The organism is Xanthomonas sp. LF02-5, from assembly GCF_034105325.1.
Classification (GTDB): Bacteria; Pseudomonadota; Gammaproteobacteria; order Xanthomonadales; family Xanthomonadaceae; genus Xanthomonas_A; species Xanthomonas_A sontii.
Window position 1 is genome coordinate 1,340,743 of record NZ_JAXGGF010000001.1, and the last position, 14,309, is coordinate 1,355,051.

At 69.5% G+C, this 14,309-nt stretch carries 14 protein-coding genes; 5 read left to right on the forward strand and 9 right to left on the reverse strand.

What is annotated here, in order from left to right:
* Window positions 1–211: 211 nt before the first annotated feature.
* Window positions 212–1,897, forward strand: a complete 1,686-nt coding sequence (locus SLW52_RS05820; RefSeq protein ID WP_295935594.1) for a diguanylate cyclase — start codon at window positions 212–214, stop codon at window positions 1,895–1,897.
* Window positions 1,894–2,850, forward strand: a complete 957-nt coding sequence (locus SLW52_RS05825; protein WP_267104347.1) for a hypothetical protein — start codon at window positions 1,894–1,896, stop codon at window positions 2,848–2,850. The genes SLW52_RS05820 and SLW52_RS05825 overlap by 4 nt, the downstream gene beginning before the upstream one ends.
* 312 nt (window positions 2,851–3,162) lie before the next feature.
* Here SLW52_RS05825 and SLW52_RS05830 read toward each other — a convergent pair whose 3' ends face one another.
* The 3 genes from SLW52_RS05830 to yidD are packed head-to-tail and all read right to left on the reverse strand — an operon-like array spanning window position 3,163 to window position 5,632.
* Window positions 3,163–4,026: a M23 family metallopeptidase gene (locus SLW52_RS05830; RefSeq protein ID WP_267084737.1), complete on the reverse strand. Its 864-nt coding sequence runs from the start codon at window positions 4,024–4,026 to the stop codon at window positions 3,163–3,165.
* Entirely contained in the window at window positions 4,026–5,360 is a 1,335-nt protein-coding gene (locus SLW52_RS05835; protein ID WP_320739158.1) for a dihydroorotase, read from the reverse strand. Before SLW52_RS05835 ends, SLW52_RS05830 begins: the two co-directional genes overlap by 1 nt.
* Complete coding sequence (yidD, locus tag SLW52_RS05840; protein ID WP_026144024.1) at window positions 5,360–5,632, reverse strand: membrane protein insertion efficiency factor YidD; 273 nt, start codon at window positions 5,630–5,632, stop codon at window positions 5,360–5,362. Before yidD ends, SLW52_RS05835 begins: the two co-directional genes overlap by 1 nt.
* Before the next feature lie 114 nt (window positions 5,633–5,746).
* Here yidD and dksA point away from each other — a divergent pair, with 114 nt between their 5' ends.
* Window positions 5,747–6,886, forward strand: coding sequence for an RNA polymerase-binding protein DksA (gene dksA / locus SLW52_RS05845; RefSeq protein WP_320739157.1), 1,140 nt, complete (start codon window positions 5,747–5,749; stop codon window positions 6,884–6,886).
* Between the two features lie 249 nt (window positions 6,887–7,135).
* Here the strand turns inward: dksA and SLW52_RS05850 are convergent, their stop codons facing one another.
* The 3 genes from SLW52_RS05850 to SLW52_RS05860 all read right to left on the reverse strand — a co-directional run bounded on the left by SLW52_RS05850 (window position 7,136) and on the right by SLW52_RS05860 (window position 8,450).
* The gene (locus tag SLW52_RS05850) at window positions 7,136–7,810 is read right to left on the reverse strand and encodes a secreted signal peptide protein (protein WP_320739156.1); all 675 of its coding nucleotides are present in this window, start codon (window positions 7,808–7,810) and stop codon (window positions 7,136–7,138) included.
* Window positions 7,811–7,877: 67 nt separating this feature from the next.
* Window positions 7,878–8,003, reverse strand: coding sequence for a hypothetical protein (locus tag SLW52_RS05855; protein ID WP_255424819.1), 126 nt, complete (start codon window positions 8,001–8,003; stop codon window positions 7,878–7,880).
* 60 nt (window positions 8,004–8,063) lie between these two features.
* Window positions 8,064–8,450: a hypothetical protein gene (locus SLW52_RS05860; protein WP_267093898.1), complete on the reverse strand. Its 387-nt coding sequence runs from the start codon at window positions 8,448–8,450 to the stop codon at window positions 8,064–8,066.
* Window positions 8,451–9,002: 552 nt separating this feature from the next.
* On the opposite strand from SLW52_RS05860, the gene SLW52_RS05865 reads away from it, so the two are divergent.
* Entirely contained in the window at window positions 9,003–10,115 is a 1,113-nt protein-coding gene (locus SLW52_RS05865; protein ID WP_267102660.1) for an alpha/beta fold hydrolase, read from the forward strand.
* 123 nt (window positions 10,116–10,238) lie between these two features.
* Here the strand turns inward: SLW52_RS05865 and SLW52_RS05870 are convergent, their stop codons facing one another.
* The 3 genes from SLW52_RS05870 to cysS form a co-directional block, all read right to left on the reverse strand.
* Window positions 10,239–11,486: an MFS transporter gene (locus SLW52_RS05870; RefSeq protein WP_267101607.1), complete on the reverse strand. Its 1,248-nt coding sequence runs from the start codon at window positions 11,484–11,486 to the stop codon at window positions 10,239–10,241.
* Window positions 11,483–11,923, reverse strand: coding sequence for a SufE family protein (locus SLW52_RS05875; protein WP_017912501.1), 441 nt, complete (start codon window positions 11,921–11,923; stop codon window positions 11,483–11,485). Before SLW52_RS05875 ends, SLW52_RS05870 begins: the two co-directional genes overlap by 4 nt.
* A gap of 209 nt (window positions 11,924–12,132) precedes the next feature.
* Window positions 12,133–13,548, reverse strand: a complete 1,416-nt coding sequence (gene cysS / locus SLW52_RS05880; RefSeq protein ID WP_320739153.1) for a cysteine--tRNA ligase — start codon at window positions 13,546–13,548, stop codon at window positions 12,133–12,135.
* Window positions 13,549–13,690: 142 nt separating this feature from the next.
* On the opposite strand from cysS, the gene SLW52_RS05885 reads away from it, so the two are divergent.
* On the forward strand, window positions 13,691–14,221 hold the full coding sequence (locus SLW52_RS05885) for a hypothetical protein (protein ID WP_152237514.1): 531 nt from the start codon (window positions 13,691–13,693) through the stop codon (window positions 14,219–14,221).
* Window positions 14,222–14,309 lie beyond the last annotated feature (88 nt).

The following is a 14,309-nucleotide window of genomic DNA, read 5'->3' on the forward strand; positions in this document are numbered from 1 at the left end:
TTGGTGGGGGCGTGGAGGGCGATTCCCAGGCCAAAACGCGACGGCTGCAGGCGCTCCAGACCCGGCGCCGGCGGACGGTCGCCGCACTGCGGCATGGATCTGCGCGCCGTGTGCCACCCCACTTTCTGGCGTGACGGGGTCGTGAATTTGGATACGAGCGCCGTCGCGGCTTGCGCTACCCTCGACGCCGATCCCACTTGGAAGTCATCGATTGAAGCGCCTGTGCCGTTGGTGCTGCCTGTTGCTGTGCCTGGGGCTGGTCGGGTCGGCGCTGGGGCAGGAACTGTTGTTGCAACGGCTGGCCGCCGACCCTCCGCCGCCGGAGGTGGTGGCGGGGCGCCACGATACCGCGTTCGCCGATGCCGGCCATGGTGCGATCCTGTACGAGCGCAGCAAGCAGCCCACCTGGTGGCGGATCCGTGCCGACCATGCGATCGGTCGCGACGGCCAGCCGCAACTGGTGCTGCAGTCGCCGTATCTCACCCGGGTCGAGGCCTGGGTGCCAGGGCGCACCGGGCCGACCCGGCACGCGATCTACGGCGCCGACGCCGACCTGCGCTACTCCACCCGGGCCCTGGTGATCGCCTTGCCGCAGGGGTTGCCGGCCGGTGCCTCGATCTGGCTGCGGGTGCATGCGCCGGCGGCGATGCCGATGCCGGTGGGCATCGCGCCGCTGGCGCAGGTGCAGCGCGAGGATCTGCACTACGTCGGCTGGCGCGCCTTCATCCTCGGCTCGACCGCGGTGCTGGCGATCCTGGCGATCGCCTTGTGGGCGCGTCTGCGCGAGCCGATCTACGGCTACTTCACCGCCAACGTGATGTGTGTGCTGCTGTACCTGCTCGGCCTCGGCGGTGAGGCGCGCGCGGTGCCGGGCCTGGCCAGCGTGTTCGCGTCCTCGCCGACGCCGATGCGCATCGTCGCCGCGCTCGGCGGCTTCTTCATCATCACCTTCCAGCGCCGGCAACTGGAGATGCGCCGGCAACTGCCGCGGCTGGACCGGGTGCTGCGGCTGTGCGCGCTGTTCCTGCTCGGCATCGCCGTGGCCTGCTTGCTGTCGGACGCGGCGGTGCTGAGCCTGCTCGGCAATCTCGGGCTGATCGTCGGTGCGGCGCTGCTGCTGCCGTGTTGCCTGCTGCTGGCCTTGCGCGGGCAACGCTACGCCTGGCCGTTGCTGGCTTCGTGGACGCCGCTGTGGATGCTGTGCGTGCTGCGCTGCCTGGAACTGACCGGGTGGTTGCGCCTGGACGTGGCCGCGCCGGTGCTGGCGCATGGCATCAGCCTGGCGTTGGCGATCTCCTGCCTGCTGGTGACCTTCGGGTTGGCCGAGCAGATCCTGGAGCTGCGTCGCGACCGCGACCGCGCCAGCCGCATGGCGACCGTGGACGAACTCACCGGCATCCTCACCCGCGCCGCCCTGCAGCAGCGTCTGGCCGAGGCGCTGCAGGACGCCGCGCGCGGCGACCGGCCGCTGGCATTGGCTTACATCGACATCGACCATTTCAAGCGCATCAACGACATCCACGGCCACGCCGGCGGCGACGCCTGCCTGCGCTGGATCGCCGCCTGCGCGCGGGCGCGCCTGCGCAGCACCGACACGCTCGGCCGCCAGGGCGGCGACGAGATGCTGCTGCTGATGCCCGGCGCCACCCTGGAGGCCGCGCGGCGCGTGGCCGAGGACATCCGCCAGCACGTCGCCGCGCAGCCGCTGCCGCGCGAAGGCCAGGCGCTGTCATGCACGCTGAGCGTCGGCGTGGCGCAATGGCAGCGCGGCGAGAGCGCGGCGGCGCTGTTGCAGCGGGCCGATGCCGCGCTCTACGCCAGCAAGGCCGCCGGCCGCAACCGCGTCAGCGTGTCCACCCCCAGCCACCACGTCACCCACCAGGAGCCTCAACCATGACTGCGCAGACCGATTTGCCCGCGTTCGCTCCCGATCAGTTGCAGGTCGGCGACATCCTGTTGCAACTGGGCTGCGGCCCGGTGTCCGAACTGATCGCCTGGTGCGGCGACAGTATCTACAGCCATGCCGCCATCGTCGCCGATCAGGGCGATCTGATCGAGGCGGCGGCCAGCGGCGTGCGCCGCTATCCGCTGTCGCAGCGGCTGACCGACACCACCAACTACCTGATCATCGACGCCTACCGGCCGCTCAGCTACGCCTGCGTGGCGCTGGACGACGCCGATCGCGCCAGCGTGCTGGCCAAGGCGCAGTCGCTGCTGGGCGTCCCGTACCCGCTGGACAGCCTGGCCACGCTCGGCCTGCTGGTCGCCATCCGCGGCAAGTGGCCGCAGCACTGGCTGGCGCGGATCGTGGTGCGCGAGGCGCTGGACCATCTGGTCCGCGACAACCCCTCGCACATGGTGTGCAGCGAAGTGGTATACCGCGCGCTGGCCGAATGCGATGCGACGCCGCCGGGCCGGCTGGCGCCGCAGATCGTGCTCAGCGGGCCGACCCATATGCCGTTCCCGCACCTGGACTGGAAGGCGTTGTGGGAGGAAGTGTGGCAACTGCTGCATCCGCACCGGCAGCAGGCGCTGGGCGATATCGCGCAGCGCCTGGCGGCGGTGGAGGGCGCACCAGCCAGCCTGGCCGCCTCGGCGCTGACCACGGTCGCCGACGACGACCTGCTCAGCCGCGCCAACGCGGTCCGCGCCGGCCTGGGCCTGCCGCCGCTGGCGCCGGTCACCGATCAGGTGGAAGACAACGGCAGCCTGCTGCGCGAAGCCGGCGAAGAAGCGCCGGGCGCGCCGTTGCCGCATCCCAATCCCAAGCTGGTCATGCCGCTGGATCTGGCCAACAGCCCCTCGCATGTGGTGCTGGGGCGCCTGCTTGAGGTGCCCACGTCGGCGTAGCTGAAAGGCTGCGCGCCAGCGCAGTGCGCGAGGCTGCGCCCGTACCCTCATCCGCCCCTTCGGGGCACCTTCTCCCGAGGGGAGAAGGGAGAGCGCTTGCCCCTCTCCCATTGGGAGAGGGGGCGGGATGAGGGTGCGGCCTCCCGGCCACGCGCGCCAACGCACCTGACCCACCAGCGCTTTACTGTTGCTTTGTCCGCTCCAGCACCAACAGTGGATCGATGCGCACATCGAACCGCGCCAGGCGAATGTGTCCGCGACCCGGATGAGGAACGCGCCGCCGCGCGCCAGCGCACCTGACGCACCAACGCACTACGGCTGTTTCGTCCGCTCCAGCACCAGCAATGGGTCGATGCGCACATCGAACCAATTCATCCCCCAATGCAGATGCGGCCCGGTCGCACGGCCCGTGGCACCCACCGCGCCGATCACCTGACCCTGGGCGATGCGGTCGCCGACTTTGACGTCGATCCGCGACAGGTGCAGGAAGTTGGAACTGACGCCGTAGCCGTGATCCAGCAGCACGGTGCCGCCGGTCAGGTACAGGTCGGGAGCGGCGAAGGTGATGACGCCGGCGGCCGGGGCCTTGACCGGGGTGCCGGTGGGCACGGCGATGTCCATGCCCGAATGCCCGGCGCCGGGCTGGCCGTTGTAGACCCGGGCATTGCCGAAGCGGCCGCTGATGCGGCCCTGCACCGGCCAGATGAAGGGTGCGGCGAAATCGGTGCGCGGGTCGTCGCGGTCGCGCGCGGCGGTGACCTGGGCCTGTTCGCGCTTGATCCGCTCGGCGATCGCCGGCGGCGGGTTCACCGTCTTCGGCGGCACCCCGTTGACCTGTTCCAGCGGCCAGTCGCGCGGCGTCACCGCGATCTCGACCGTCTCAGTCCCGCCATCCGGGCGCTGCACGGCGATGCGCAGCGGGCCGCGCTCGTCGCGGCCGATGCCGAACACCACGCTGCCGTAGTCGCTGACTCGCAGGGTGCGTCCGGCGTACTGCACGCGGCTGCCGGGCGCGACCTTGCCGATCACCAGCGCGCCCTGCGAGGCGCTGCGCGGGAACACGCTGCGCGCTTCGGCGCCGGCCGCGGCCGGCGTCTGTGCGTGCAGCGCAGGGGCGAGCGGTGCAGTCAGCAGGACCAGCGCCAATGCGGCGCCGGACACAATGGCGCCGCGCATCAGCGGTCGAACGCCAGGCGCTGCCCGTTGGGGGTGCCGACCAGGCGGGTGCCGTCCCAGGCCAGCACGCCGTTGACCCAGGTCGCGGCGATCCTGGAGCGGAAGCTGCGCCCTTCGAACGGCGACCAGCCGCACTTGGACAGCACGTCCTCGCGGCGCACGGTGAACGCGGTGTCGTCGATCAGCACCAGGTCGGCGTGGTAGCCCTCGCGCAGGAAGCCGCGTTCGTGCACGTCGAACAGCAGCGCCGGCGCGTGCGCGAACTTGTGCACCACCTGGGCCACGCTGAGCCGGCCCTCGTGGACCAACTCCAGCGCCGCGACAAGCGCGTACTGCACCAGCGGCAGGCCCGACGGCGCCTGCGCGTACGGCTTGCTCTTCTCTTCCCAGGTGTGCGGGGCGTGGTCGGTGGCGAGCACGTCGATCACGTCCTCGGCGATCGCGCGGATCAGCGCCTCGCGGTCGCTGGCGTCCTTGATCGCCGGGTTGCACTTGATCAGGTTGCCGAGCGTGGCGTAGTCGGCGCGGTCGAAGCGCAGGAAATGGATGCAGGTCTCGGCGGTGATGCGCTTGCCCTGGATCGGGCCGGGGGTGAACAGCGCCAGCTCGTCGGCGGTGGAGATGTGCAGCACGTGCAGGCGGGTGCCGTGCTTCTTCGCCAGCGACACCGCCAGCTGCGAGGACTTCAGGCAGGCCTCGCGCGAGCGGATGTCCGGGTGCATGTCCGGGGTCAGCGCCTCGCCATACTTTTCCTTGAACGCGGCCAGGGTCGCGTCGATGGTCGGGGTGTCTTCGCAGTGGGTGATGATCGGCGTCGGCGCGTCGCGGAAGATCGCGTCCAGGGTCTGCGGGTTGTCGACCAGCATGTTGCCGGTGGAGGCGCCCATGAACACCTTGATGCCGGGCGCGGTCTTCGGGTCCAGGGTCTGGATCGCGGCCAGGTTGTCGTTGCTGGCGCCTAGGTAGAAGCCGTAGTTGCCCCAGGCGCGGCCGTGCGCGGCGTCGTACTTGGCCTGCAGCGCGGCGGCGTCGAGCGTCGGCGGATTGGTGTTGGGCATGTCCATGAAGCTGGTCAGGCCGCCGGCCACCGCCGCCGCCGATTCGGTGGCGATGTCGCCCTTGTGGGTCAGGCCGGGTTCGCGGAAGTGCACTTGGTCGTCGATCATGCCGGGCAGCAGCCAGCGGCCGGCGGCATCGACCACGGTCTCGCCCTCGCGCGCGGCCAGCTGCGGGGCGATCGCGGCGATGCGGCCGTCGGCGATGCGCAGGTCGCCCTGGGTTTCGCGGCCTTCGTTGACCAGGCGCGCGTTGACGATCAATGTGGAAGCGGACATCAGTGTTTTCCTTGGCAGCGGCAGGGTGGCGGCGCCGTGGGGTCGGGCACCGGGTCGAACCCGCCAGGATGGAAGGGGTGGCAGCGGCCGACGCGGCGGGCGGCCATCCAGCCGCCGCGCAATGCGCCGAAACGGGCGATGGCGGTCACCGCATACGCCGAGCAACTGGGCACGAAACGACAGCGCGGTCCCAGCAGCGGGCTGATGAAGCGCTGGTACAGGCGCAGCAGGGCGATGAGAGCGCGGGCGATCACATCACCATGATATGCCACTGTGCTGGACTAGGCGGGTCGCTCGGCGTATACGCCGCGTTGTTGCCGCGGGGGGTAGGGTAGGCTATAAAGGCCCGCTTTCCCGGGCCCCGGGAAGACCAAGGAAGAGCGTTCGTGGCTGCTAAAAAACCTGCAAAGAAGGCCGTCCAGGCCGCCAAGAAGCCTGCCAAGCCCGTCGCCAAGAAAGCGACGGTGTCCGCCGCCAGCAAACCGCTGAAGAAAGCCGCGCCTGCGAAGTCGGCAGCCAAGGCCGCGCCGGCCAAATCGGCCAGCAAGGCCGTGGCCAAGAAGCCGGCGGCCAAGCCGGTCGCTGCGTCGCCGGCCAAGTCCGCTCCCGCCAAGAAGGCCCCGGCCAAGAAGGCGCCTGCCAAGCCGGTCGCACCGGCGAAGGCCGCCGCCAAGCCAGCGCCCGCCGCCAAGCCGGCAGCGAAGACGCCCGCGGCTAAGCCTGGCGCCAAGGTCGTCAAGACCGCGGCCGCTCCCGCCAAATCCAAACCGGCCACCGCCCCCGTTGCACCCGCGGTGACCACCTCCGTACCGAAGTCGGCGCCCAAGCCGGCTGCGGCCAAGCCTGTCCCGGTCAAGCCCGCCACGCCTGCCGCAGCACCGGCCTCCAAGCCCGTTGCCGCCAAGTCCGCCGCGCCGTCGACCCCGCCACAAAAGAATCCCGTGTCCGTTTCGAAATCCTCCGCGAAAACCCCCACCAAGTCCGAATCCACCCCGAAGGCGCCGGTCGCCAAGCCCACCGGCAAGGTCGCCGTGGCCGTGACCGCCAAGTCCAACACCCCGGCCAAGCCGGCCAAGTACAAGGTGGTCGAGTACAAGACCGACGAGGCCACCGGCCGCCCGATCCTGCCCAAGGGCTACAAGCCGGCGGCGGACGAGGAGTACATGAGCGCGCTGCAGCAGGAGTACTTCCGCCAGCGCCTGCTCACCTGGCGCGCCGACCTGGTCGAGGAATCCAAGCAGACCATCGAGAACCTGCGCGACGAAGTCCGCGACATCGGCGACGAAGCCGAGCGCGCGACCCGCGAGACCGAGAACTCGCTGGAACTGCGGACCCGCGACCGCTACCGCAAGCTGATCGGCAAGATCGACAGCACCCTCAAGCGTCTGGATGCCGGCGACTACGGCTACTGCGTGGACACGGGTGAGGAAATCGGCCTGGAGCGCCTGGAAGCGCGTCTGACCGCCGAGCGCACCATCGACGCGCAGGAGCGTTGGGAACATCTGCAGAAGCAGCAGGGCGACTGAGTCCGCGCCGCCCCGACGTGTCAAGGCAAGGCCCCGCTCGCGCGGGGCTTTGCGTTTTCGGCCCCCCAGTCAGGGCGAGCGTCTGCCGTCTGCTGCCGCGAGTAGCGGTGGTGCCAGTCCTGCTGCACGACCGCCCATCGATGCGCGATGCGCAGCCGAGCGCCTGTCCAGCCGCCGCGGCCGTTCGCGGCCGCGTGGGCAGACTTCCGCTGGCAGGCGGGCCCATGCCGGCATGGACGACGGCGCCCTTCAGCGCACGCCGTTGATCAGGCCGCTTTGCGCGTCCTTGCGCAGTTGCACGCCGGGCAGGGCGAAACTGTCCAGGTCCTGCTTGGTGGCTGCAAGGTCCAGCCCGACGATCGCCGACGTCTCCGGATCGACCTCCAGGCCCAGCGGCATCGCGGCGAACTGCACGTAGTCGCGGTTGGCGTTCCATTGCGGCTGCCCGCCGATGGCCTGCAAGACCCGATCGACGGGCGTACCGGCCGGCTGGCCGAGCAACTCGAACGGCAACGGCGCATCTGGAGTGGCGAAGGCGATCAGGTTGGTGACCCGGTCGTTGCGAAAGCGCACTGCCAACTGGCTGTAGCGGAGAGCGGTCGCCGGCCGCGGTTGCTGCGCCAGCAGCGCATTGAGCCCGCGCGGGTACAGATACACCACACTGAGCGTCTCCGGATGTGCTGCATCGCTGCGGGTGATGTCCGGCTGGCCCAGTGCGGCCAGCACCTGTTGTCTGCGCATGCCAAGCGCGACGGGTCCCAGACGCGCGCACGGAGGGGGCAGGGTGGCGGCGCTGCTGGTGCCTGCAAGGGCCTGATGCAGCGCGTGCGTGCAGGTCGCCGCATCGCTGCCGGCGGCATGCGCCTGCGGGTGGGCCATGCACAGCGCGAGCAGGCCGAACAGCGGGAAGAACCGGGATGCCATGAGAAATCTCCGTGACGGATGATGCGTGGCGAGGACGGGAGCGCTCCCGTCCTCGCCACGGGGGGAGTTAGTTGCCGTGCCAGCCTTCGCGGTGCCCGTCGGCGGTGATGAACGCGTTGCGCTGGTCGCTGCTCAACGATGACCACTGATCGGACGGATTCAGGCCCGAATTGGTGGTGATGGTGGTGATCATCTCTGAGGTCGGATTTTCGCCACTGCGCCTGCAGCGACGCCGCAAGCGCCTACGCGGTGGTTACATCCGCTGCGTCTTCGGCGCTTCTTCGCTGGAGCACGCCAAGGTCAGGTCCAGGCGACGTACCGTCCAATGCGACGGCGTGTCCATCGTCCCCAGCGCATGGATGTGATAGGCGGGGCAGTCCGCATCTTCTTCTGGGTTGTTCTTGATGTCGCAGTTGCCTTCGATCAGAAAAGCATTGTTCCCTTCGACGCCGGTTCGGGCAAATTTCAATGCGGGGCAACTACCGAAGAGCCTCGACAGTGCGAGGTCGTTCTTCAGCACATACGCGATCGCCTGTTCTCCATCTGCGCGGGAAGAGGCTGGATTCGCCTGCAGCGATCCTGGCACGGCAATGGCGAATGCCAACGCCATGCCTATGCTTGGTAACCCAAAGATTTTCATGTGGAGAACTTCAATCGGTGGTTGTCTGCCGGGTCGGCGGCGTCGGTGCCTAGTGCGATGCAACTCCGCGCCCGAGTCGAAAGTGGCGTTGCCAGTGCCGCCGTCTCCAGCCATGCCTGGCTTCGGGCGTCCACTGCCTCGTCACGGAAAAGCGAATGTTCCATTCGGCTGATTCCATCCATGTTTCATATGGGGGCCGCGCGTTTCGATGCGCGTCCATTTTCCAGAAGTGGGGTGAAACTTGATTCGGAAGAGATAATTTCGGAGGCTTCTTTCGTCTTCCTTTCTGTGTTTGCGGACTTTCCATCTTTTCTGCAAAATGCGTTCTACCGGTGCTGGTTGGTGGGAAGGTGATCCAATAAAATCAGTTGCTTGTGATCGGAATTTCAGTGCCGTGCGTGGCTTTGGAAAAGCTTTAAATGCGCCTGTCATGACGGTGTCGCATAATGGCGGCTGTGGTATATCGCCATGTCGCCGCCGACAATCAATGTCACTGCTTGAAAATTATTTCCATTATGTATCCTCGCTCGGTTCGATAACGGAGCGTCGCGCTTGAACGGCCATGCCGACGTGGCCGGATCGGGTGCGCGCAAACGCCGCCGTCGTTGGCGCTGGCCGATCCTGATCGCCCTGTCATTGCTGGCGGTCGTTGCGCTGGGGCCGCGGGTCAGCGTGGCCTTGCCGCAGGTGGCGGCGCCGGCGGTGCCGCAGGATCCGCTGGCGCTGCAGGCCTGGATCGATGCGCGCGAACGTGCCACGCCGGGGCTGCGCCCGGACAACCAGGCGCGGATCGTCTGGGCCGATCCGGCGCATCCCGGGCGACGCGCGTGCGCCATGGTCTATCTGCATGGCTTCACCGCCAGCCAGGGCGAGGGCGCGCCCACCCACGTGCGGCTGGCGCGCAGCTTCGGCTGCAATCTGTATCTGCCGCGCCTGCCCGGGCACGGCCTGGTCGCGGCCGATGCGCTGCGCGGCGTCGATGCCGGCCGCCTGCTCGCGGGTGCGACCGAGGCGCTGGCGGTGACCCGGGTGCTGGGCGACCGGGTGGTGGTGATCGGCAATTCGATGGGCGGTGCGCTGGCGACGCAGGCGGTGGCGGCGAATCCGCGCCAGGTGCAGGCGCTGGTGCTGTGGTCGCCGCTGGTGCGCGAGTACGGCGATCAGCTGCAGCCGATGTTGTGGCCGTGGGGCGCGCAGTTGCTGGCGTGGACGCACAACGGTGGCGATCCGATCCTGCGCTATCCGGTCGACAGTGCCTACTGGGCCGACGCCACGCACCTGGACGGCTACCGCGCGCTGGCGGCGCTGACCCGCGGCGGCATGCGGCCGGCGACCTATGCGCGGATCCATGTGCCGGTGTTCCTGGGCTACTACTATCGCGACCCGCAGCACCAGGACCGCACGGTGTCGGTGGCGGCGCTGCAGGCGATGTTCAAGCAGCTGGGAACGCCACCGGCCTTGCGTCAGGCAGTGGACTTTCCTGGGGCGGACAATCACGTGCTGGCCTCGCCGATCCGCTCGCGGGCGGTGCCGGCGGTGTTCGCCGCCACCTGCCGGTTCCTGGCGGGGCAGGGCGGCCTGGTGCAGCCGGCCGGGGTGCCGGATTGCGCGCATGCCTGGGCCGACGACGAGGCGCAGGCGCGCGCGGTGGCGGCCGCGCGCTGAGCGCGGTCGTTGTGGCGAATGGAAGGATGACTGGCGCGGTGCGCACGCGCCGGCGCCAGGGTGCGTGATGCACGACCGGGCCGGGCTGTCTCGCGTCCGACCCACACTCGCCATCAGTCACCCCTACTGCAGGTCGCGCAGATCCAGATTGCGCAGCTTGGGCGCTTTCCAGCTGGTGACGCCGACCACGCCCAAGGTCACGCAGCCGCCAAGTACCACGGCGGGCACCAACCCGATCAGCCGCGCCATGACACCGTCGTAGAACGCACCCAGTTCGTTCGACGAGCCGATGAAGATGCCGTTGATCGAGGACACGCGGCCGCGCATCGCGTCCGGTGTCGCCAGTTGCAGGATGGTCGAACGCACGATCACCGAGACGCCGTCGCACATGCCATAGGCGAGCAGGATCGCCGCCGACAGCCAGAAGTGCCGCGACAACCCGAAGGCGATCGTGCACAGGCCGAAGCCGGCCACCGCCAGCAGCAGCACGCGCCCGGCATTGCGCTGCAGCGGGTGCCGTGCCAGCCACACGCCGACCAGGATCGAGCCCAGCGCCGGGGCGCCGCGCAGGATGCCCAGGCCCTCGGGGCCGTAGTGCAGGATGTCGTGGATGAAGGCCGGCAGCATCGACACCGCGCCGCCCAGCAGCACCGAGAACATGTCCAGGGCCATCGCGCCGAGCATGATCTGGTTGGAGAACACGAACTGCGCGCCTTCGGCGATGCTGCGGAAGATCGGTGCGCGTGGGCCTTCGTGGACCGGCTCGGACACGCGCAGCAGCCACAGCGCCAACAGCGCCGCGCTGGAGGCGCCGATGGCGGTGCCGTAGGCCAGGCTCTTGCCGCCCCAGCCGACCAGCAGACCGCCCAGCGCCGGGCCGATCACCATGCCGGCCTGGAACGCGACGCTGCCGACGCTGGCGCCGCGCGCATAGGCCTCGCGCGGCAGGACGCGGGCGAACAGCGCGTTGTACACCGGCGACAGGAAGGCGCGCGCGGCGCCGGTCAGGGCGATCGCCGCGTAGATCGGCCACACGCCCTGCGCCGCCAGCCAGCCGCGGCTCACCGCCAGCAGGATCGCGGCGGTGGCGACCAGGCCGACGCTCGCGAGCATGCCCAGGTAGCGGCGCGGCAGATGATCGACCAGGTAGCCGGCGAACGGGGCGATGCAGAAGAACGGCAGGATCTCGGCCAGTCCGATCAGCCCCAGCGAGAATGGATCGCGGGTGATCTCGTAGATATGCCAGCCGACCGTGACCGCGACGACCTGATAGGACAGCATCGCCAGGATGCGGTAGGCCAGCACCAAGGCGAAGCCGGGATGCGCCAGCAGCGTGCGCAGGGTCTGCGGGGTGGGCAGCGGCGCGCTCATGCCTGCTGGGCGCGTGCGGTGTCCTGGATGAAGGCCAGCAGCGCGGCCAGGCCGTTACTGCGGGTCGGCGACAGGTGCTTGCCCAGGCCGATGGCGGCGACGAAGTCCGGCGCGGTGGCGAGGATGTCCGCGGCGCTGCGCCCGGAATAGACCCGCAGCGCCAGATAGATCAGCCCGGAGACGATCGCCGAGTCGCTGATCGCATGGAACACCAGGCGTTCGGCATTGCCCTCGGGCACGATCCACACCATCGACTGGCAGCCGTGCAGGCGATGCTCCTCGGTCTTCCAGTGCTCGGGAAAGGCGGGCAGCTTGCGGCCCAGGTCGATCAGGTACTGATAGCGCTCGGACCAGTCGCCGAAAAAGCCGAACTCCTCGGCGATGGCGGCCTGGGCATCGGCGGGCGTGGGTTCGAGCGGAAAGTCGGTGTCGGTCATCAGCAATCCAGAATCAAGCGATGTAAAGCCCCTCTCCCTCCGGGAGAGGGGTTGGGGTGAGGGTGCGGGCGAAGCATCGTGAACTGTCGAGGCCATTCGCTCGGCCTCATCTCTCTAGGCTTCGCCCGTACCCTCATCCGCCCCTTCGGGGCACCTTCTCCCAGAGGGAGAAGGGAACAGCCGTGCGCCCTTTTTCTACGAGGGCTCGGTTACCCACGCTTCCAGCGTACGCCCTGCGGCGTGTCCTCCAGGACAATGCCGGCGTCGGCCAGTTCCTGGCGGATGGCATCGGCGCGGGCGAAGTCGCGGGCCTGCTTGGCGTCGCTGCGGGCGTCGATCAGCGCCTGGATGCGGGCGTCGTCGTCGCTGCCGGCACCCTGGAACCAGACCTGCGGATCCTGCTGCAGCAGGCCCAGGGCCAGGCCGGCGCCGAGCAGGCGGCCCTTGGCCTGGCGCAGCGTGTCCGCACGTTGCGTGGCATCGGCGGGGTCGAGGCCGCCGGCCGGCGCCGCCTCGCGCAGTGCCTGTCGCGCCTGGGTCGCCAGGCTCGACAGCACCGACAGCGCCAGCGGCGTATTGAGGTCGTCGTCGAGGGCTTCTTCGATCTCGGCCGGAATGACGGCTTCGGCGTCGATGGCCTGCAGATCGCGCAGCGTTCCGTACAGGCCGTCGAGCCGGGCCACCTGGGCCTGGATCAGGGCGTCGGACCAGTCCAGCGGCTGCCGATAGTGGGCACTGAGCAGCGCGCAGCGCAGCGCCTCGGGCGGGTGGCGCTCGATCAGGTCGTGCACGGTCTCGATGTTGCCCAGCGACTTGCTCATCTTGGCGCCGCTGAAGGTCAGCATGCCGTTGTGCAGCCACACGCGGGCGAAGGTGGCGCCGCCGTGGGCGCATTCGCTCTGCGCGATCTCGTTCTCGTGGTGCGGGAACTGCAGGTCCACGCCGCCGGCATGAATGTCGATGGTCTCGCCTAGATGCGCGGCAGCCATCGCCGAGCACTCGATGTGCCAGCCGGGGCGGCCGCGGCCCCATGGCGAGTCCCAGCCGGGCAGGTCGTCGCTGGACGGCTTCCACAGCACGAAGTCGCCCGGATCGCGCTTGTACGGGGCGACCTCGACGCGGGCGCCGGCCAGCATCTCCTCCGGGTCGCGCCGCGACAGCTTGCCGTAATCGGCGAAGCTGGCCACCGCGAACAGCACGTGGCCCTCGGCGGCATAGGCGTGGCCGCCGGCGATCAGCCGCTCGATCATCGCCACGATGTGCGGGATGTGCGCGGTGGCCGCCGGCTCGATGTCCGGCGGGGTCACGCCCAGCGCGGCCATGTCCTGGCGGTAGATGGCCGCGAAGCGGTCGGTGATGGCCGAGATCGGCACGCCCTGCGCCTGCGCGGCGGCGTTGATCTTGTCGTCCACGTCGGTGATGTTGCGGGCGTAGCGCAGTTTGCCGTAGCGGCGCCGCAGCAGCGCCGCCAGCACGTCGAACACCACCGGGCCGCGGGCGTTGCCGATGTGCGCGTAGTTGTAGACGGTGGGGCCGCAGACGTAGAGCGTCGGGCCGGCCACCGGATCGAGCGGTTCGAAGGCATCGACCCGGCGGGTCAGGTTGTTGTGCAGGCGCAGGCTCATCGGCATCGGCGGTGGGGAAACCGTCCGATTCTACCGGCAGCCGTCGCCAGGCGGGCGCGCGGCGCGCCTGTCGGCTCGCGTTCAGCCCGACGCAAGCCGCCATGCCTACACTCATTGGTCTGCCCTTGCGAAGCTGCTGCCGATGCGCCCGAACCCGTTGTTGCCGCTGGTCGGCCTCCTTGCCTGCGCCGCCGCGCCGGCCTGGGCGCAGGACTCCGAGGCGCGCAATCGGGTGGTGGTGATCGAGAACGTCAAGCTGGACTACGCCCAGGTGCTGAACGTGGAGCCGGTCTACCAGACCCTGCGCGCCACCCGCACCGAGCAGCAATGCGACCCGGCTCCCGCGCCGGCCCCGGCGGCGCCGGCGCCCAAGCCGGCCGAGGACGACAGCCGCTTGAACCGGTTGATGGATTCGGTGAAGGACATCTTCAGCCGCCGCCACGAGGAGCCGGCCCCGGCCGCTGCGCCGGCCACGGCGCCGCAGGGCGGACGCAACTGCCGGATGGTCGAGGTCGGCCGCGAGTTCCGCCGGCCCATCGCCTACGACGTGGACTATGTCTACAAGGGCACCAAGTACCGCTCGCGGCTGCCGGAAGATCCGGGCAACCGGCTGCGCATCCGCGTCTCGGTGGCGCCGTACGTGCCCGACGCGGTGGTGGTGCCCCCGCGCTGAGCGCCGCACGCGCTTGCGCCTGTGGCGTGCGCGTGCGAGGATGCGCGCCGATGAAAGCGAACCTGCCCCAGCACGATCTCAGCGCCGC

Bases quoted from the DNA above. Each gene is read 5' to 3' on its own strand.
- SLW52_RS05825 (WP_267104347.1), top strand. From the start codon at position 1,894: ATGACTGCGCAGACCGATTTGCCCGCGTTCGCTCCCGATCAGTTGCAG.
- SLW52_RS05830 (WP_267084737.1), bottom strand. From the start codon at position 4,026: ATGCGCGGCGCCATTGTGTCCGGCGCCGCATTGGCGCTGGTCCTGCTG.
- SLW52_RS05835 (WP_320739158.1), bottom strand. From the start codon at position 5,360: ATGTCCGCTTCCACATTGATCGTCAACGCGCGCCTGGTCAACGAAGGC.
- SLW52_RS05850 (WP_320739156.1), bottom strand. From the start codon at position 7,810: ATGGCATCCCGGTTCTTCCCGCTGTTCGGCCTGCTCGCGCTGTGCATG.
- SLW52_RS05855 (WP_255424819.1), bottom strand. From the start codon at position 8,003: ATGATCACCACCATCACCACCAATTCGGGCCTGAATCCGTCCGATCAG.
- SLW52_RS05860 (WP_267093898.1), bottom strand. From the start codon at position 8,450: ATGAAAATCTTTGGGTTACCAAGCATAGGCATGGCGTTGGCATTCGCC.
- SLW52_RS05870 (WP_267101607.1), bottom strand. From the start codon at position 11,486: ATGAGCGCGCCGCTGCCCACCCCGCAGACCCTGCGCACGCTGCTGGCG.
- SLW52_RS05875 (WP_017912501.1), bottom strand. From the start codon at position 11,923: ATGACCGACACCGACTTTCCGCTCGAACCCACGCCCGCCGATGCCCAG.
- cysS (WP_320739153.1), bottom strand. From the start codon at position 13,548: ATGAGCCTGCGCCTGCACAACAACCTGACCCGCCGGGTCGATGCCTTC.
- SLW52_RS05885 (WP_152237514.1), top strand. From the start codon at position 13,691: ATGCGCCCGAACCCGTTGTTGCCGCTGGTCGGCCTCCTTGCCTGCGCC.